The sequence below is a fragment of the Klebsiella sp. S69 genome, from assembly GCF_016516145.1.
Taxonomy (GTDB): domain Bacteria; phylum Pseudomonadota; class Gammaproteobacteria; order Enterobacterales; family Enterobacteriaceae; genus Klebsiella; species Klebsiella oxytoca.
Genome location: NZ_JACVUU010000005.1, coordinates 1 through 18,307, shown reverse-complemented (window position 1 = coordinate 18,307; position 18,307 = coordinate 1). Strand labels below are relative to the sequence as shown.

Genomic DNA, 18,307 nt, shown 5'->3' with positions numbered 1-18,307 from the left:
ATGATTAATTCGCCCCGAGTTTGTGTACAGGTGCAAAGCGTCTATATCGAATCGCAATCTTCTCCGCAAGAAGAACGCTACGTCTTCGCTTATACCGTCACCATTCGCAATCTGGGGCGGACTCAGGTTCAGCTTCTTGGCCGCTACTGGCTTATCACCAATGGGCACGGTCGTGAGACCGAAGTCCAGGGGGAAGGCGTTGTCGGCGAGCAGCCGCATATTCCGGCCGGCGGTGAATACCAATATACCAGCGGCGCGGTCATTGAAACGCCGCTGGGCACCATGCAGGGACATTATGAGATGATCGATGTGAACGGCGCGCCGTTCACTATTGAAATCCCTGTTTTCCGTCTCGCAGTACCCACTCTCATCCATTAAAACAATGTCTACATACCTTATTGGCGACGTTCACGGTTGCTACGATGAACTGATCGCACTATTAGAGCAGGTGGAGTTTAACCCTGAGACTGATACGCTGTGGCTGACGGGCGACCTGGTCGCGCGCGGCCCCGGTTCGCTCGAAGTACTGCGTTTAGTGAAACAGCTTGGCGACAGCGTACGCATCGTGCTGGGTAATCATGACCTGCACCTGCTGGCGGTCTTTGCGGGCATTAGCCGCAATAAACCCAAAGATCGGCTGAAATCGCTGCTTGAGGCGCCGGACGCCGACGATCTGCTCAACTGGCTGCGTCGTCAGCCGATGATGCAAATCGATGAAGAGAAAAAGCTGGTTATGGCCCACGCCGGGATCACGCCGCAGTGGGATCTGGAAACCGCTAAACAGTGCGCACGCGACGTGGAAGCCGTGCTTGCCAGCGACTCCTATCCGTTCTTCCTCGATGCGATGTACGGCGACATGCCGAACAACTGGAGCAACGAACTGAGCGGACTGGCGCGCCTGCGCTTTATCTCTAACGCTTTTACCCGCATGCGCTACTGCTTTCCGAACGGCCAGCTGGATATGTATGCCAAAGAGGCGCCGGAAAACGCGCCCGCGCCGCTCAAGCCGTGGTTTGCGATTCCCGGCCCGGTGGCCAGCGAATACAGCATCGCCTTCGGTCACTGGGCTTCGCTGGAAGGAAAAGGCACGCCGGAAGGGATTTACGCGCTGGATACCGGCTGCTGCTGGGGCGGCGATCTGACCTGCCTGCGCTGGGAAGATAAAACGTACTTCACGCAGCGATCGAACCGGCAGAGCAATCTTGATGAAGGCGAGGCGATCGCCTCCTGAAGAGAGTCACCCCGGTGAGCGAACGCCACCGGGGAAAACCTTAGCGGCGCTCCAGAATCTCGAAGCAGTAACTATGGGAATTCTGCGCATCAGCATCGTGGAACTCGCTGAATACCGACTCCCACTCGTCCGGATCGTAATCCGGGAAGTGGGTATCCCCTTCCACTTCCGCATCAATATGGGTCAGATAAAGCTTTTGCGCTTTTGGCAGGAACTGCTCATAAACGCGTCCGCCGCCGATCACCATCATCTCTTCGACGTCGCCGCAGGCGGCGATGGCTTCATCGACCGACTTCACCCACTGCACGCGATCGTCGGTGCCGGGCTGGCTGCTAATAACGATATTTTTACGCCCCGGTAACGGGCGACCGATAGATTCCCAGGTGAGACGCCCCATCACTACCGGTTTGTTTAAGGTATTGCGCTTAAACCAGGCGAGATCGGCAGGCAGATTCCACGGCATGGCATTTTCCATACCAATGACGCGATCTACCGCTAACGCCGCAATCAGACTGATCATTGAATAATTCCCGAATGCAAAAAATTGCCGCCACTATACGGAAAGCGTAATACTTCGTCGACTGGGCGGAGAGTAAAGAATCAGAAAATTTTAAGATTTGCTGGCGAGCCCACGTAAGCCCCGTGAGCCGCCAGACAGGATTTAAATTGAAAACAAAATGTTACTTGTAAAGCTAACGTAACACCCTGAATTCCCCCTTATGCCGGGGGTTTATTTTCCGGCTCATCAGCGATATCACCGGTATGCCTCCCCTCTTCCGTTCCTTGCCAGCCATGACGCTGAACCAGCGATAAATGGTTGCGGTCTTCGTTGATTATTCCGGTCAGCATATCGCTGGTGCGCTTGAATACCGCCACCCGGGAGGCCGCATCGTTTTCCGCCATGGCCACCATCTCTTCGACCATTTGCAGGTTGAAACGGCGGAACAGATCGGCGCGCTCGCGGGCCTCGTAGGCTCCCAGGCCCAGCGCCTCAAGCGTCATACGCCCGGACTTCAGCGCCGCTTCAAAGGTTTCACGCTCCGGCGCCTCAACGCCTGCCTGGCGCAGCTTAATGTAATGATCGACATCGCGGGCGCGGGAGATGATCTGCAGATGCGGGAAATGCTCTTTTGCCAGCTCCGCCAGCTGCAGGTTTGTCTGCGGATCGTCGATGGCGTTAATCAGCACTTCCGCTTTTTCCGCCCCCGCCGACTCCAGCAGGTCAACCCGCGTCGCATCGCCGTAGAACACCTTCATATCAAACTTACGCAGGGTATCGACGTGGTCAGGATCGTGATCGAGAATCACCATCTTCACGCCGCTGGAGAGCAGCACGCGGCCGGCAATCTGCCCGTAGCGGCCAAAGCCGGCAATAATTACCCGCGGCTGCTCTTCGTCAATTTCATCCGCCTCGCGCTCCTGACCGCTGGTGGATTTCTCCAGACGGGTCAGCAACACCAGCAGGATTGGCGTGGCAGCCATCGATAGCGCCACCGCCAGAGTCAGCGCCTTCGCCCATTCGCCGTCCAGGACATCGGCCATCTGCGCCGCGCCGAAGACCACAAAGGCAAATTCACTCCCCTGCCCCAGCAGCACCGCAAACCAACGGCGCTGCGCGCGAGGTACGCCTAACGGCTTGGCGATCAACCACAGCATCAGGGATTTAATCACCAGAAATCCCACCAGCAAAATCAGGATCCGCAGCGGATGAGTCACCAGAGTACCGAAGTCGATAGACATCCCGACGCCGATAAAAAACAGCCCCAGCAGCAGCCCCTTAAACGGTTCAATATCGCTTTCGAGAGCGTGGCGGTACTCCGAGCTCGCCAGCAGCACCCCGGCCAGGAATGCCCCCATCGCCATCGACAGCCCAACCTCTTCCAGCAGCAGCCCGAAGCCAAACACCAGGAACAGAGCCACGGCGCTGAAGACTTCACGCAGGCCGGAGCGCGCAACAAAACGCAGCATCGGCCGGGTCAGATAGCGGCCAAGCACCACCACCAGCGCCAGCGCACCCGCCACTTTCAGGGCCGAGAGTGCAAACGCGCCCAGCGTTGTCGAGCCGCCGCTCGCCGCCAGCAGCGGGATCATCGCCACCAGAGGAATAGCCGCAATATCCTGGAACAGCAGCACCGCAAAGGCGCTCCGGCCCAGCTGGGTGACCGTCAGGTTACGCTCGTTCATCGCCTGCATAGCGATAGCCGTTGAAGAGAGCGCCAGCGTCATGCCAATCAGCTCGGCAACCTGCCAGCGCAGACCAAGGGACATGCAGAACAGGCCGATCAGCACGCCGCAGACGACCATCTGCAGCGCCCCACCGCCGAACACCGAAGCGCGAAGTTTCCACAGGCGCTGGGGATCGAGCTCAAGACCGATAACGAAAAGCATCAGCACCACGCCGATTTCCGCGAAGTGCAGAATCGACTCGGCGTCGGTGACCAGCCGCAGCCCCCACGGGCCAATAATGCAGCCGGCAATTAAGTAGCCGAGCACCGACCCTAAGCCCAGACGTACGGCAATCGGCACGATCAGCGCGGCGGAGCCTAAATAGATGAGCGCCTGTATCAGCGTATGGCTATCCATGGTTGTGCGCCTCCTGCCATTCGATTAAGCGTTGCCGATAGCGGCGCGCCTGCGCCTGTAGGGTTTCGTCATCGCAGATAAAAGTGCAATGCATCGCAAACGGCGGTAGCCATGTCATGCCGCAGTAGAGGGCTGTCGCCTGCAGCGGCTGCGCCAGGACGTCGAAACCGGGAAAGGAACCAATATCAAAGTGGCTTTCGCCGCCGCCGGTAGTAACCGCCCACATCAGCGATTTACCGCGCAGCGCGATACCGTTGTGACCGTATGCCCAGCCGTGCGCCAGCACTTTATCCATCCACAGCTTGAGCAGCGGCGGCACGCTGTACCACTGCATCGGATGCTGCCAGATAACCAGATCGGCACGGGCCAGCGCCGCCTGCTCGGCGGCGATATCAATATTAAAGTCAGGATAAAGCTGATAGAGGGAGCGTATCTCTACGCCGTCAAGCGTCCCTGCCTGCTCAAGCATCCGCTTATTCGCATGCGAGTGCTGCGGATAAGGGTGCGCATAAATTATGAGGATCATTGATTAGCCTGCGTTAGCTCTTGTTGTAATCAGCAAGAGTGTAGACAGTTAATTGAATCGCTTACAATGATAAGTGTGATTTATCTCTCATTCAGGGCGAGGATCGCTCAGGCAGGGGTGACCCCGCGATACGGGGCCATGAATAACGCTTAGTTATCCAGTTCATCCATCGATTTAACCTGATCGCGATTGATCTGCTCGGTACGACCGGTTTCCGCGTTTTTGTAGGACACCAGACCGGTGTCGTCATCCACCTGGGGTTTGCCATCGGTGACAATAGTTTTGCCATCGGTGGTTTTTAGCGACTGATTAGATGAACAGCCAGCCACGGTGAAAAGCGCAGCAGCGGCAAAAATAGCGGCGGTGAGGGGCTTGTTGTACATGGTGTTTCTCTCCCGTTATTCAGTCATATTCATTATCACCCTAACCACTTTAGGCTAGCTGACTGTCCGGGGAGAGAAAACCAGAACTCTCCGAAGTGGCCTGTTAGCGCCGATCCCTCTGTTTTTGTTCGAAGTTCACCGCCGCGCCGATCAAGTTAGCATCGTTGCGGTATTGGCATAGCACCACCTGCGGTAAAAATTCTGCTAAATCTTTTTCATTCACCAGCTCGTTCAGGCGCTGCTTGATGCCGTTAAAAATCTTATCGCTGGCGGAGATACCGCCGCCGATAATCAGGCAGTCTGGGTCGTAGCACACCTGCAAATTCAGTAAGCCTATCGCCATCCAGTGGTAAAACTGCGCCACTTCCTGCTGCGCGATATTGTCGCCCTCCTCAGCCAGGCTAAAGACATCCTCTCCGGAGACGGAGTCAGCCGCCAGCGACATGCGCCGGGCATAACGACGCGCCGTAGCGACGGCGGTTGCCAGTTCGCTAAAGGTTTGCCCCTCGTGCAGGGTCATCATGCCAAATTCCCCGGCGTAGCGATGGCTGCCGTGGCGCAGGACTTTATTGTCGACAATGGCGCCACCGATACCTGAACCGGCAATCACAAACAGTACGCTGTCATACTCGCGGCCCGCGCCCAATGCCGCCTCGGCGATACCCGCCGAGTTGGCGTCGTTCTCAATGCATACCGGCAGTGAAAACAGCCCGGAAAGCTCTTCGACGATGGGAAAGTGATGAATATAGGGAATGGCGCTCAGGCCGCTAATGACCCCGCTCTGCGGATCCACGCACCCAGGAGCACTAATTGAGATCCCATCAATGGCGTAGCGCGACTGAAACTGTTGATAAAGTTCCAATAGCCGATTTTTCATCTCTTCCCAGCTATCAGGCGTCTCAACCGATGCGGTGTCCTTCAGCTCCCCCTGCTGCCAGACGCCATATTTAATCGATGTACCGCCCCAATCAAACAAAAGTATCGCCATGTCGTTATCCTTGCGTGCGTCATGAAATGGTTTTGTTCCATTAAGGATGAACCCTCTCCCCCCGTTTCGCTTTATCGCAACGCAAAAAAAAAGCGCCTCCGGCGTTGGCCACCGGAGGCGCTTTTACTGGCAGATGAGATTACTTTTTAATCTGCGCGTGCATTTCCTGCACCGAGGTCACTTTCTCTATCGCGTTGGCATTGAGGGCCATTGCGGTAGCGAAACCGCCGTTCAGCGTGGTGTCGTAGTGCACTTTGTACTGCAGGGCGCTGCGGCGAATCAGCTTGGAGTCTTCAATCGCCTGACGGCCTGCGGTGGTGTTGATGATGTAGGTATATTCGCCATTCTTGATGCGGTCCTGAATGTGCGGACGGCCTTCATGCACCTTGTTCACCAGACGCGGGTTGATGCCGGCTTCGCCCAGCACAATCGCGGTACCGTGGGTTGCATCCAGCTCGAAACCAAACTTCAGCAGTTTTGCCGCCAGATCCACCACGCGCTCTTTGTCGCCTTCGCGTACGGAGAGCAGCGCGCGTCCCTGTTTCTTCATCGTCGAGTTGCTGCCTAACTGCGCCTTGGCGAACGCTTCCGCGAAGGTGCGGCCAACGCCCATGACTTCACCGGTAGAGCGCATTTCTGGCCCTAACAGCGGGTCAACGCCCGGGAATTTGTTAAACGGCAGAACCACCTCTTTCACCGAATAGTACGGCGGGATGATCTCTTTAGTGACGCCCTGCTGAGCCAGCGTTTTGCCCGCCATCACGCGCGCCGCGACTTTCGCCAGCGGTACGCCGGTGGCTTTCGAGACAAACGGGACGGTACGCGCCGCGCGCGGGTTGACTTCAATCAGGTAGACTTCGTTGTTTTTGACCGCAAACTGCACGTTCATCAGACCGCGTACCTGCAGCTCAAAGGCCAGCTTCTGCACCTGCTCGCGCATCACATCCTGAATTTCCTGGCTCAGGGTGTAGGCCGGCAGCGAACACGCGGAGTCGCCGGAGTGTACGCCCGCCTGCTCGATATGCTCCATGATGCCGCCAATCAGCACCATTTCGCCGTCGCAGATGGCATCGACGTCAACTTCAACCGCATCGTCAAGGAAGCGGTCCAGCAGCACCGGCGCATCGTTAGAGACGCTGACGGCGGTCTGGAAGTAGCGACGCAGGTCGATTTCGTCGTAGACGATTTCCATCGCGCGGCCGCCGAGAACGTAGGACGGGCGCACCACCAGCGGGTAGCCAATCTCTTTCGCCTTCTCGACCGCCATTTCGATCGCGGTCACGGTGGCGTTCGCCGGCTGCTTCAGCTTCAGGCGGTCAACCGCGTGCTGGAAGCGCTCACGGTCTTCCGCACGGTCGATTGCATCCGGGCTGGTGCCGATAACCGGCACGCCTGCGGCTTCCAGCGCGCGCGCCAGCTTCAGCGGCGTCTGGCCGCCGTACTGCACGATAACGCCTTTCGGCTTCTCAATGCGCACGATTTCCAGCACGTCTTCCAGCGTCACCGGTTCAAAGTAGAGGCGGTCAGAGGTGTCGTAATCGGTAGAGACGGTTTCCGGGTTACAGTTGACCATAATGGTCTCGTAGCCGTCTTCGCGCAGCGCCAGGGAGGCATGGACGCAGCAGTAGTCAAACTCGATGCCCTGGCCGATACGGTTCGGGCCGCCGCCGAGCACCATGATTTTATCGCGGTCAACGGACGGATTGGCTTCGCACTCATCTTCATAGGTGGAGTACATATAGGCGGTATCGGTAGCGAATTCCGCCGCGCAGGTATCCACGCGCTTGTAGACCGGGTGCAGGTCATACTGGTCGCGCAGCTTGCGGATTTCCGCTTCGCGCACGCCAGCCAGCTTCGCCAGACGCGCATCGGCAAAGCCTTTACGCTTGAGCTGACGCAGGAAGTCGGCGTCGAGGCCGGTAATACCGACTTCAGCCACTTTCTCCTCCAGACGCACCAGCTCTTCAATCTGCACCAGGAACCAGCGGTCGATATTGGTCAGGTTGAATACGCCATCAACGGAGAGGCCCGCGCGGAAAGCGTCAGCGATGTACCAGATACGCTCAGCGCCAGCATCTTTCAGTTCGCGGCGAATCTTGGTCAGCGCTTCCGGATCATCGAGGCTCACTTTCGGGTCGAAGCCGGTAGCGCCGACTTCCAGGCCGCGCAGCGCTTTCTGCAGGGATTCCTGCTGGGTGCGGCCAATCGCCATCACTTCGCCCACCGATTTCATCTGGGTGGTCAGACGGTCGTTGGCGCCGACGAATTTTTCAAAGTTGAAGCGTGGGATTTTGGTCACAACGTAGTCGATGGACGGCTCAAACGACGCCGGGGTGCGGCCGCCGGTGATATCGTTCATCAGCTCATCAAGGGTGTAACCGACCGCCAGCTTCGCCGCCACTTTAGCGATCGGGAAGCCGGTGGCTTTCGAGGCCAGCGCCGAGGAGCGGGAGACGCGCGGGTTCATTTCGATAACGATCAGGCGGCCATCTTTCGGGTTCACCGAGAACTGAACGTTGGAACCGCCGGTCTCTACGCCGATTTCACGCAGTACCGCCATCGAGGCGTTACGCATGATTTGGTACTCTTTATCGGTCAGGGTCTGTGCCGGCGCGACGGTGATGGAGTCGCCGGTGTGGATGCCCATTGCGTCGAAGTTTTCAATAGAGCAGACGATGATGCAGTTGTCGTTTTTATCACGCACCACTTCCATCTCGTACTCTTTCCAGCCAATCAGCGACTCATCAATCAGCAGCTCATTCGTCGGCGAGAGATCCAGACCGCGTTCGCAGATTTCTTCGAACTCTTCGCGGTTGTAGGCGATACCGCCGCCGGTGCCGCCCATAGTAAAGGAAGGACGGATGATGCACGGGAAGCCAACTTCAGCGGCAACCGCCAGCGCTTCTTCCATGGTATGTGCGATCCCGGAACGCGCGGTGTCGAGGCCAATTTTCTTCATTGCCACGTCGAAACGGCGACGGTCTTCCGCTTTATCAATCGCGTCGGCGGTCGCGCCAATCATGGTCACGCCGAACTCGGCCAGCACGCCCTGACGCTCCAGCTCCAGCGCGCAGTTCAGCGCCGTCTGGCCGCCCATGGTCGGCAGAACCGCATCCGGACGCTCTTTCTCAATGATCTTGCGCACCACTTCCCAGTGAATCGGCTCGATGTAGGTAGCATCGGCCATTTCCGGGTCGGTCATGATGGTGGCCGGGTTAGAGTTCACCAGAATGACGCGGTAGCCCTCTTCGCGCAGCGCTTTACACGCCTGGGCGCCGGAGTAGTCAAACTCACACGCCTGACCGATAACAATCGGGCCCGCGCCCAGAATCAGGATGCTTTTTATATCTGTACGTTTTGGCATGGCTCTCTTAACTCCTGATTATTTCGCGGACTGACGGTACTGCTTAATTAACTCGATAAAATGGTCGAACAGCGGTGCGGCATCGTGCGGGCCGGGGCTCGCCTCCGGGTGTCCCTGGAAGCTGAACGCCGGTTTGTCGGTACGATGAATCCCCTGCAGGGTGCCGTCGAACAGCGACTTATGGGTGACGCGCAGGTTGGCCGGCATAGACGCTTCATCCACCGCGAAACCGTGGTTCTGCGCGGTGATCATCACCACGTTATTATCAATATCTTTTACCGGATGGTTGCCGCCGTGGTGGCCGAACTTCATCTTCACGGTCTTCGCGCCGCTCGCCAGCGCCAGCAGCTGATGGCCGAGGCAGATGCCGAATACTGGAACGTCGGTTTCCAGAAACTTCTCAATCGCGTCGATAGCGTAGTCACAAGGCGCCGGGTCGCCGGGACCGTTGGACAGGAAGATCCCGTCCGGATTCATCTTCAGCACCTCTTCGGCAGGAGTCTTAGCCGGAACCACCGTCAGACGGCAGCCGCGGTCTACCAGCATGCGCAAAATGTTGCGCTTGGCGCCGAAATCGTAGGCCACCACGTGAAACGGCAGCTCGCTTTCCGCTTTGGCTTCCGGCAGGTCGCCCGCAAGGGTCCAGCTTCCCTGCGTCCAACTGTAGGTTTCTGCGGTGGTTACTTCCTTCGCCAGATCCATACCGTTAAGGCCCGGGAACGCTTTTGCCTTTTCCAGCGCCAGCTGCGCATCCGGGCTATCGCCGGCGATGATGCAGCCGTTCTGCGCGCCTTTTTCACGCAGCAGGCGGGTCAGCTTACGGGTGTCGATATCGGCAATCGCTACAATGTTATGGCGCTTCAGATAAGAAGAGAGGTCTTCGGTATTGCGGAAGTTGCTGGCAATCAGCGGCAGATCGCGAATGACCAGACCCTGCGCGTGTACCTGAGAAGATTCTTCATCGGCGGCATTGGTGCCGACATTGCCGATATGGGGATAAGTTAGAGTGACGATTTGGCGGGAATAGGAAGGATCAGTGAGGATTTCTTGATAACCGGTCATTGAAGTATTGAAAACGACTTCCCCAACCGCCGTGCCGGTAGCCCCAATGGCCCGACCGTGAAACTGGGTTCCGTCTTCCAGAACCAATAGCGCTGACTTAATCAAAACACCCTCCAGAGAATATCCACTCACTTTATTTGCATATTAATTCATAATGTAGATCTGAATCAATGCAAATCTGTTGCCCGCAGAATTTTGGCAAACGGCGGCATTCTGGAGAGATGGCGGGTAAAAGTCAACTTAAAGCGGATATTTTTAATCTTGTTTTAGGCGACTACTCTGTAATCTCTGCTTTAAGCGGCAAAAAGATCAACTAACTCGCCTGGGAAAACGCTTGCGGAGGCGGAAGAGTGTAAAAACTGCGCTCAAGGTGTAAAAAAGTGGACCGGATGGTCAAAATTTACAATAAAACAACAAAATCAGGGTAGATAATGTATTTTTTTGGAGGGTTAAGCCAATAAAAATCGCAAAAATCAAAAAAATAAAAAAGGGCAATAAAGTATTGCCCCTTGCAATCAATTACTTATTGAAAGCAATAACCACATCACGATGGGTAATAATCGTTATAAAGAGTTCAATTCAAGCACATCACGCATATCAAAAAGACCATTTTTCTTGCCTTTTAGCCATAATGCAGAGCGAACGGCACCATTTGCAAAAGTCATCCGGCTGGAAGCCTTATGGCTGATTTCAATACGTTCGCCGATATCCGCAAACATCGCCGTATGTTCGCCGACGATATCCCCGGCGCGCACGGTTGCAAAGCCGATGGTGCCGGGAACGCGCTCACCGGTATAGCCTTCGCGACTGTATACCGCACACTCCTTCAGATCTTTATCCAGCGCGCCGGCAATCGCCTCGCCCATCGCCAGCGCCGTACCTGATGGCGCATCGACTTTATGGCGATGATGCGCTTCAATAATCTCAATATCGGTATAGTCGCCCATCACCTTCGCCGCTTTCTCCAGCAGCTTAAGCATAACGTTAACGCCAACGCTAAAGTTGGCGGCAAAGACGATGGCGATCTCCTGCGACGCCTCGCGAATGGCCTGCTTCCCGGCGTCGTCAAAACCGGTGGTGCCGATAACCATGCCTTTACCATGTTGACGGCAAAAAGCGAGATGGTTCAGCGTGCCTTCCGGACGGGTGAAATCGATGAAGACATCGAAATCGTCTTTTACCGCCTCAAGGCTGCTCTGCACCACTACCCCTGACTTGCCCGCGCCCGCCAGTTCGCCCGCATCGCTGCCGAGCAGCGAGGAACCTTCGCGCTCCAGCGCCGCGCCAAGCGCCGCGCCTTCCATCTGCTGTACCGCCTGAATTAACTGGCGTCCCATCCGGCCGCCCGCGCCCGCGATGGCCACGCGGATATGTGCATCATGCATAGCTATTCTCTTTTGTTAACACTACGTAAATTGTTTTCAGAGTAACCAGCCCAACGATGAGCCGCTACTCAAAAACACCGATAATTAGAAATTTATGACAAACTGCCGCCGATATCAGTAAAAACTATACGATTATGCCGGGAATCGGCCATTGGGCAGAGAGAAGGAATGAACAAATGGGGCTGGAACCCCGGTTCAGCCATGTGCAGGTCAATCCGGGGTCAGCTATCGATGAAAAACCGGGCAATTAATGCAGGAACATCTCCCCGGCAGGAAAACCAGACAGGAACAAGGTTACCGCCAGCAGGTCAGCGCTGCCGCCAGGGCTAAGATGGCGAACAATCAGTTCATCATCCAGCTGGCGCAGAGCTTCCAGCCCGCCATCGGCCAGCACTCCGCCTTCCCACAGCAGCTTTTGCGCCTGCTGCTGAACAAAATTCAGCCCTTCCAGCCCACCGCGCGATACCAGATTGGTATCGTCATTCCAGGCCATCAGATGCAGCAGGGTCTGCAATAACGCCAGATTGGTGTCGCCGGTATTCGCCATGACGCGATTGAATACCGGCATCGCCTGAGTGCGCACGGTGTGAAAGCCGCTTTCCGCTTCGCCTCTGGCACCGGAGAGCCCGTAGCGCAGGAAATGCCCTTCGCCTTTGCTCACCTTCTTTCCTTCAGAGGAGGAGAGCTCGCGCGCCACCAGGCCGCGACAGAATCGGGCCACCTGATCGCAAACCCGATGCTGTTCAACCGGCTCCCCTCTGGCAACCAGTCTTCCCGCCGCCGCGCAGAGCAGGCCAAAAGCGAAGATCGCGCCGCGATGGGTGTTCACCCCGCCGGTGGCTTCCAGCATATCCGTCTCGCAGGCCATGCCCACCGGACGCAGCATCGTCAACACCTGTTCCGGCGTGATATTGGCGGTGTCGTGTCCCATAATGAAAAACTTCTCCATCCACGGGGCGACAACCGCCGTACTGGCCTCAAAGGTGGCCAGATCCATATCCCGATGCGCGCCGGCATTACGAATATCCACCAGACCCGGCTTCGGCGTCAGGCGAACTTCAGTCAGTAGCGCCCGTCCCACGCGAGAAACCATCTCCTCAGCCGTCACCGTTTGACGGCTCAATGGCCGATGCTGGCTTATTATCACTTCGCTCATGCCTTTCTCCTCAGCGCGTTTAACCAGCGGTTTTAACCTGACGAATCACGTCGATCACCGAACCATCGCGATAGCGCACCACGGCCACGACCCGATCGGTGAATTCGATCGGATCAGGCTTGCCGGTCAACAGTTCGGCGCGCTGCTGTAGCTCTTCGATGGTCATGAGCTGGATGCCCGCGTTACGCAGGTTATCAATCAGGTCCTGACGCGCCGGGTTAACGGCAATACCGTGGTCGGTCACCAGCACATCCACGCTGGCCCCCGGCGTGACGCGAGTCAGGACTTTCTCCACCACGCACGGAATACGCCCACGCACCAGCGGCGCGGTGATAATGGTTAAATCCGCGCCTGCCGCCGTATCGCTATGGCCGCCGGACGCCCCGCGCAGGACACCGTTGGAGCCGGTCATCACGTTAACGTTAAACCCGGTGTCGATTTCCAGCGCGCTGAGCATCACCACATTCAGGCGTTCGCAGGAGATTCCTTTCGAACCGGGATTGGCGTACTGATTAGCGGAAATTTCGATATGATTAGGGTTGTTCGCCAGCGAACGGGCGGCATCGCCGTCGAAAGATTGGGTATCCAGCAGCGCTTTGATCAAGCCCTTTTCATGCAGATCGACCATCGTGCCGGTAATCCCGCCCAAACCAAAGCTGGCGGTGATATTGTTACGACGCATCTTATCTTCGAGGAAGCGAGTTACCGCCAGCGATGCGCCGCCGGTACCGGTTTGCAAAGAGAAGCCCTCTTTGAAGTAGCCCGAATGTTCGATGACTTTGGCCGCCTGGCGGGCGATCAGCAGCTCGCGTGGGTTGCTGGTCAGACGGATCGCGCCAGCGGTGATTTTCGCCGGATCGCCGACTTCATCAACCTGCACGATCAGATCCACCTGATCCTGGGCGATGCTGGCCGGATAGTTCGGATAATCCACCCACTCTTCAGTCAGCAGTACCACGCATCTGGCGGCATCGGCATCCACTTTGGCGTAACCCAGCGAGCCGCAGCGGGATTTACCGCTAAAGCCGTTGGCATTGCCATATTCATCGCAGCACGGCACGCCGAGGAACGCCACGTCAATGGTTAGCTCACCGGTTTGCACTAAATACGCCCGGCCGCCGTGGGAATGGATTTGTACCGGATTTTCCATCAGCCCGGCGGAGATCTCTTCCCCCAGCTTCCCGCGCAGACCGGAGGTGTAAATCTGCCGGATCACGCCGTTTTTTATGTGCTCGATCAGCGGCCAGTGGGCGTCGATCAGCGAGCTTGAGGCCAGCGTCAGATCGCGAAAGCCCATTTCAGCCAGCTTCGCCACCACCATATTGACCACCTTGTCACCGCCGCGAAACGCGTGATGGAAGGAGATGGTCATACCGTTTTGCAGCCCGGAGCGGCGAATCGCCTCCTCCAGCGAAGCGCAGACTTTACGCTGCCGCTTTTCGCTTTCACTGGCCAGCCACGGACTCTTCGCCGTTACCCCTGCGTAAGGTTCTAATCCTTCCGGCATGACGTACTGTTGATTAAGCATTGCCACGGTCTCTTTCATTATTTCCTCCTTAATCACGAATGCCGGAAGCCGACAGCGCCACGACTTTGCGCGCATGATCGATAATCGGTCCATCTATCATCTTGCCGTTTAGCGAGACCACGCCGAGTCCGCGTTCTTCCGCCTCTTCCGCCGCCGCGATGACGTCCCGCGCATGCTCAACTTCTTTCAGCGTTGGGGCATAAACCTGGTGCAGCAGCTCAATCTGGCGCGGGTTAACCAGCGATTTGCCGTTAAAGCCGAGATTTTTCGCCAGATTCGCTTCCGCGAGGAAACCCTCTTCATTGTTAATGTCCGACCACACGACGTCATAGGCCGCGATTCCGGCGACGCGGGCCGCGTGCAGCACCGCGCAGCGGGCGTAGAACAGCTCCGTGCCGTCGCCGCGGCAGGTCCCCATATCCATGACGTAGTCGAAGGCCGCCAGCGCAATGGCCGACAGACGCGGACTGGCGCGGGCGATTTCTACCGCGTTCACCACGCCCAGCGCCGACTCAATCGCCGCCATTAATTTGGTGCTGCCCACCTCCCGGCCGCACTCGCGCTCAATACGTTCGACGTGAGCCTCCAGCTCATGAATATCTTCTTTGCTATCGGTTTTCGGCAGACGCACCATGTCGACACCTGCCCGCACCACCGCCTCAAGGTCGGCAAGGCCGAACGGCGTGCTGAGCGGGTTAATACGCACCACGGTTTCCACATCCCGGTAGAGCGGATGCTGGAGCGCATGATGCACCAGCAGGCGAGCGGTATCTTTTTCTCGTAGCGAGACGGCGTCTTCGAGGTCAAACATCACCGCGTCAGCGCCGTAGACAAAAGAGGTGCTTAACATCGCGGCGTTGGCGCCGGGGATAAACAGCATACTGCGACGAGGTTTCATAGCTGGCTCCATTGCGGTTGAGATTGTTGCGCCGCGCGCAGCGCTGCGGCCTGGACGCGAGCCTTCAGCACGCATTCGAGCGCGCCTTTATCATCGACGACGACGTTCGCCCGGGTAACGCCAAGCTGGGTCAGCGTCTCTCTGACGACGCGTTCAATCGCCGCGCCAAACTGCTGCTTCACAATGCTGTCGATTTCAAGCTGAATACCTGGCTCATTCGCAGGCCCAATCCTGACCATCACATCGCTGGACTCCAGCGTGCCGGCCAGGGCGTCAATCATCATTTCCATAGAGGCTGATCCTTAGTTATGGCGGTAAAATCAGGCGGTCTGGCGTTCGCTTTCCGCCAGATGCATCAGAAAAGCGAGCGTTCCCGGCGGTACCAGCGGCTCGATAGCCGACCACAGGCGCTGCTGATACAGCTTGCGCACCCGGGAAGCGGAAATCGGCGCGCCCTCTTTCTCAACCCGCGCCAGCTCAACCACTTCAATGGTCGGCGCGTCGCCGGGCGCTTCCAGCAGCTGTCGCATACGCAGGTTGTAATTACGGGTTAATTCGCACAGCGGTTCGCTGCCGACAAAGCGGTGGGTGACCCCCAGCGCCGGAGCTAAATGTTCGCGAAACAGCTGCAGATCGATCTGGCAGTGGCAATCGTCAACCACGCCTTTGTCTTTCAGGAAGTAGCCGGGGAAAGTGGCGCGCGAGATCAGATAGGACGATCCCGGATGCAGGGTCACGTTATCGATCCCGGCGATCCCCTGCTCGATCAGCGCCACGCGATCCTGGTAGCTGAAAAATGAAGCATCTTCCTTCACCACGAAAAGATGCAGCCAGTCGCACTGGCGAGCGGCTTGCTCCACCAGCCAGCGATGCCCCAGCGTAAAGGGATTGGCGTTCATTACGATGGCGCCGATTTTTTCTCCGGGCTGGCGATACATCCTGAGCTGGCGGCAATAGCGGGCCAGGCGTTCGCGGCTGTTCTCCATCAAAACGGCCCTGTCGCCCGCACGGGCGATAGGCCAGAAACCGGCGCAGGAAAAGAGGGCCGCGTTATAAGGTTTAGTGAACAGAAACAGCTCGCTGCGGCCCAGCTCATACGCCAGGGTCATCAGTTCAGTCAGCAGCTTCAGGCTAAGCCCTTCTCCCTGCAGCGACGGGTCGACGGCAATGCACTTCAGCACGCATCCGGCAATCGCGCCGCAGCCAACAATGCGCCGCTGGTACTCGGCGACAATCACTATTTCGCAATCCGCCTCGAGCGAGAGCTGATGCTGATGAAGAAAGAGGTCAACGGCCTCTCGCCGCCGGGGATCTTTCTGTACCACGACGCGTTTTAATATCAGATTCATTTTTTTCGCGCTTCATTGACCAAAACGAGCTGTATTTCGCCACCGTTCCCGTAGCGGTTCTTTTATTTGAATCACACTTTTCCCCGCACCTTAATTTGCTTTATGGTTTTTATGTTGTTAATTAATTCAGAAGAATAAAAACAATTAAATTAATTAAAAACACGACTAATCAGTGAACGTAATCACATATCGCCGTAGCGCATCTTTATTATTATGCCGCCGTCCTATTATTGCTTTTTCTAACGGCATTATTCCTTTTTTTAACAGGGTGACGTCATATGACTAATATGAGCCAGGCTCCTTCGACGGAGAAAAATGGTGTAAGTGAACTGCTGAAGTTTAAAATCTTCGGCATGCCGCTTCCGCTATACGCGTTTGCGTTAATCACTTTACTACTTTCACATTTTTATAACGCGCTGCCGACCGACATTGTTGGCGGCTTCGCCATCATGTTTATTATCGGCGCCATCTTTGGCGAAATTGGCAAACGGCTGCCGATATTTAATAAATATATTGGCGGCGCGCCGGTGATGATCTTCCTCGTAGCCGCTTATTTCGTTTACGCAGGCATTTTTACCCAAAAAGAAATTGATGCAATCACTAATGTGATGGATAAAAGCAACTTCCTGAACTTATTCATCGCAGTTTTGATAACTGGCGCAATTCTCTCGGTTAACCGTAAACTGCTGTTGAAATCGCTGCTGGGTTATATTCCGACGATCCTTATGGGGATCCTCGGCGCATCTATCTTCGGGATTATCATCGGCCTGTGCTTCGGTATTTCCGTAGACCGCATCATGATGCTGTACGTTCTGCCGATTATGGGCGGCGGCAACGGCGCAGGCGCGGTTCCGCTGTCCGAAATTTATCACTCCGTCACCGGCCGCTCCCGTGAAGAGTACTACTCCACCGCGATTGCCATTCTGACCATCGCCAATATCTTCGCCATCGTTTTTGCCGCACTGCTCGATATTATCGGTAAAAAACACACCTGGCTGAGCGGGGAAGGCGAACTGGTACGTAAAGCCTCCTTTAAAGTCGATGATGATGAAAAAGCAGGCCAGATTACCCATCGCGAAACGGCGGTCGGCCTGGTGCTCGCCACCACCTGTTTCCTGCTGGCCTACGTCATTGCCAAGAAAATTCTGCCAAGCATTGGCGGTGTGTCAATCCACTATTTTGCCTGGATGGTGCTGATCGTCGCGGCGCTGAATGCTTCCGGCCTCTGCTCGCCGGAGATCAAAGCCGGGGCCAAACGCCTGTCTGACTTCTTCTCTAAGCAGCTGCTGTGGGTACTGATGGTCGGCGTCGGCGTGTGCTACACCGACCTGCAGGAAATTATCGACGCGATTACCTTCGCGAACGTCATCATCGCTGCGGTAATCGTCGTAGGTGCTGTCGTCGGGGCGGCCGTCGGCGGCTGGATGATTGGCTTCTTCCCGATCGAATCCGCCATCACCGCAGGCCTGTGCATGGCTAACCGCGGCGGCTCAGGCGACCTGGAAGTGCTCTCTGCCTGTAACCGTATGAATCTTATCTCTTATGCGCAAATCTCCTCCCGTCTGGGCGGCGGTATTGTGCTGGTCATCGCCAGCATTGTGTTCGGCATGATGATGTAACCAACACGCACGATGGCGATGTTTGAGCGTCAACCACAGCGATGCCAATTAGGGGCCAGAGCCGGGGGCGGCTTCGGGAAATCCCCCCTACTCCTTAGCCGGAAGTATCGTTTGGTTAGCCTTCAAACACGCCGTCGTGCCCTTACTTTAGGGTTTTTCAATGACTGAAGCTGTACTGCTGGGTGAAGGCTTCACCCTGATGTTCCTCGGCATGGGGTTCGTGCTGGCGTTTCTG

The 18,307-nt window shown here is 56.6% G+C and carries 16 protein-coding genes and 1 pseudogene; 4 read left to right on the top strand and 13 right to left on the bottom strand.

The annotated features are described in order from the left end of the window. Entirely contained in the window at window positions 1–378 is a 378-nt protein-coding gene (gene apaG, locus IAE27_RS06510; protein WP_004108227.1) for a Co2+/Mg2+ efflux protein ApaG, read from the top strand. Between the two features lie 4 nt (window positions 379–382). Continuing rightward, the gene (gene apaH, locus IAE27_RS06505; RefSeq protein WP_070555808.1) at window positions 383–1,231 is read left to right on the top strand and encodes a bis(5'-nucleosyl)-tetraphosphatase (symmetrical) ApaH; all 849 of its coding nucleotides are present in this window, start codon (window positions 383–385) and stop codon (window positions 1,229–1,231) included. Window positions 1,232–1,271: 40 nt separating this feature from the next. On the opposite strand, the gene folA is transcribed toward apaH, so the two are convergent. From folA to citC, 13 genes are all read right to left on the bottom strand, one after another. Next, the gene (folA, locus tag IAE27_RS06500; RefSeq protein ID WP_004108231.1) at window positions 1,272–1,751 is read right to left on the bottom strand and encodes a type 3 dihydrofolate reductase; all 480 of its coding nucleotides are present in this window, start codon (window positions 1,749–1,751) and stop codon (window positions 1,272–1,274) included. A 197-nt stretch (window positions 1,752–1,948) separates the two neighbouring features. After that, complete coding sequence (gene kefC, locus IAE27_RS06495; protein ID WP_154022206.1) at window positions 1,949–3,814, bottom strand: glutathione-regulated potassium-efflux system protein KefC; 1,866 nt, start codon at window positions 3,812–3,814, stop codon at window positions 1,949–1,951. Then, complete coding sequence (gene kefF / locus IAE27_RS06490; protein WP_004108234.1) at window positions 3,807–4,340, bottom strand: glutathione-regulated potassium-efflux system oxidoreductase KefF; 534 nt, start codon at window positions 4,338–4,340, stop codon at window positions 3,807–3,809. The genes kefC and kefF overlap by 8 nt, the downstream gene beginning before the upstream one ends. Before the next feature lie 149 nt (window positions 4,341–4,489). Continuing rightward, complete coding sequence (locus tag IAE27_RS06485) at window positions 4,490–4,723, bottom strand: YgdI/YgdR family lipoprotein (protein ID WP_004108236.1); 234 nt, start codon at window positions 4,721–4,723, stop codon at window positions 4,490–4,492. Between the two features lie 103 nt (window positions 4,724–4,826). Next, on the bottom strand, window positions 4,827–5,711 hold the full coding sequence (locus IAE27_RS06480; RefSeq protein ID WP_070555806.1) for an ROK family protein: 885 nt from the start codon (window positions 5,709–5,711) through the stop codon (window positions 4,827–4,829). 139 nt (window positions 5,712–5,850) lie between these two features. Next, window positions 5,851–9,075 (bottom strand): carbamoyl-phosphate synthase large subunit, encoded by a 3,225-nt coding sequence (carB, locus tag IAE27_RS06475; RefSeq protein WP_004108241.1) that lies wholly within the window; start codon window positions 9,073–9,075, stop codon window positions 5,851–5,853. Window positions 9,076–9,093: 18 nt separating this feature from the next. Next, window positions 9,094–10,242, bottom strand: a complete 1,149-nt coding sequence (gene carA, locus IAE27_RS06470; RefSeq protein WP_064345269.1) for a glutamine-hydrolyzing carbamoyl-phosphate synthase small subunit — start codon at window positions 10,240–10,242, stop codon at window positions 9,094–9,096. Window positions 10,243–10,700: 458 nt separating this feature from the next. Next, window positions 10,701–11,522, bottom strand: coding sequence for a 4-hydroxy-tetrahydrodipicolinate reductase (gene dapB / locus IAE27_RS06465; RefSeq protein ID WP_004108255.1), 822 nt, complete (start codon window positions 11,520–11,522; stop codon window positions 10,701–10,703). Window positions 11,523–11,769: 247 nt separating this feature from the next. Beyond that, on the bottom strand, window positions 11,770–12,615 hold the full coding sequence (gene citG, locus IAE27_RS06460; protein ID WP_371300303.1) for a triphosphoribosyl-dephospho-CoA synthase CitG: 846 nt from the start codon (window positions 12,613–12,615) through the stop codon (window positions 11,770–11,772). A gap of 82 nt (window positions 12,616–12,697) precedes the next feature. Continuing rightward, on the bottom strand, window positions 12,698–14,224 hold the full coding sequence (gene citF, locus IAE27_RS06455) for a citrate lyase subunit alpha (protein ID WP_004108265.1): 1,527 nt from the start codon (window positions 14,222–14,224) through the stop codon (window positions 12,698–12,700). 10 nt (window positions 14,225–14,234) lie between these two features. Next, a complete protein-coding gene (gene citE / locus IAE27_RS06450) occupies window positions 14,235–15,104 on the bottom strand; it encodes a citrate (pro-3S)-lyase subunit beta (RefSeq protein ID WP_004108268.1) in 870 nt (289 codons plus the stop codon). Beyond that, a complete protein-coding gene (gene citD / locus IAE27_RS06445) occupies window positions 15,101–15,394 on the bottom strand; it encodes a citrate lyase acyl carrier protein (protein WP_004108271.1) in 294 nt (97 codons plus the stop codon). Before citD ends, citE begins: the two co-directional genes overlap by 4 nt. 30 nt (window positions 15,395–15,424) lie before the next feature. After that, window positions 15,425–16,453: a [citrate (pro-3S)-lyase] ligase gene (gene citC, locus IAE27_RS06440; protein WP_135800302.1), complete on the bottom strand. Its 1,029-nt coding sequence runs from the start codon at window positions 16,451–16,453 to the stop codon at window positions 15,425–15,427. A 278-nt stretch (window positions 16,454–16,731) separates the two neighbouring features. Here citC and citS point away from each other — a divergent pair, with 278 nt between their 5' ends. Together citS and IAE27_RS06430 are read left to right on the top strand one after the other, a co-directional pair. Further along, entirely contained in the window at window positions 16,732–18,072 is a 1,341-nt protein-coding gene (gene citS, locus IAE27_RS06435; protein ID WP_004108277.1) for a citrate/sodium symporter CitS, read from the top strand. 160 nt (window positions 18,073–18,232) lie between these two features. Next, window positions 18,233–18,307: pseudogene (locus IAE27_RS06430) on the top strand (oxaloacetate decarboxylase gamma chain); the annotation flags it as partial.

Bases quoted from the DNA above. Each gene is read 5' to 3' on its own strand.
- apaH (WP_070555808.1), top strand. From the start codon at position 383: ATGTCTACATACCTTATTGGCGACGTTCACGGTTGCTACGATGAACTG.
- citS (WP_004108277.1), top strand. From the start codon at position 16,732: ATGACTAATATGAGCCAGGCTCCTTCGACGGAGAAAAATGGTGTAAGT.
- IAE27_RS06485 (WP_004108236.1), bottom strand. From the start codon at position 4,723: ATGTACAACAAGCCCCTCACCGCCGCTATTTTTGCCGCTGCTGCGCTT.
- citC (WP_135800302.1), bottom strand. From the start codon at position 16,453: ATGAATCTGATATTAAAACGCGTCGTGGTACAGAAAGATCCCCGGCGG.
- kefC (WP_154022206.1), bottom strand. From the start codon at position 3,814: ATGGATAGCCATACGCTGATACAGGCGCTCATCTATTTAGGCTCCGCC.
- folA (WP_004108231.1), bottom strand. From the start codon at position 1,751: ATGATCAGTCTGATTGCGGCGTTAGCGGTAGATCGCGTCATTGGTATG.
- citD (WP_004108271.1), bottom strand. From the start codon at position 15,394: ATGGAAATGATGATTGACGCCCTGGCCGGCACGCTGGAGTCCAGCGAT.
- kefF (WP_004108234.1), bottom strand. From the start codon at position 4,340: ATGATCCTCATAATTTATGCGCACCCTTATCCGCAGCACTCGCATGCG.
- carB (WP_004108241.1), bottom strand. From the start codon at position 9,075: ATGCCAAAACGTACAGATATAAAAAGCATCCTGATTCTGGGCGCGGGC.
- citF (WP_004108265.1), bottom strand. From the start codon at position 14,224: ATGAAAGAGACCGTGGCAATGCTTAATCAACAGTACGTCATGCCGGAA.
- citE (WP_004108268.1), bottom strand. From the start codon at position 15,104: ATGAAACCTCGTCGCAGTATGCTGTTTATCCCCGGCGCCAACGCCGCG.
- citG (WP_371300303.1), bottom strand. From the start codon at position 12,615: ATGGTTTCTCGCGTGGGACGGGCGCTACTGACTGAAGTTCGCCTGACG.
- dapB (WP_004108255.1), bottom strand. From the start codon at position 11,522: ATGCATGATGCACATATCCGCGTGGCCATCGCGGGCGCGGGCGGCCGG.
- apaG (WP_004108227.1), top strand. From the start codon at position 1: ATGATTAATTCGCCCCGAGTTTGTGTACAGGTGCAAAGCGTCTATATC.
- IAE27_RS06480 (WP_070555806.1), bottom strand. From the start codon at position 5,711: ATGGCGATACTTTTGTTTGATTGGGGCGGTACATCGATTAAATATGGC.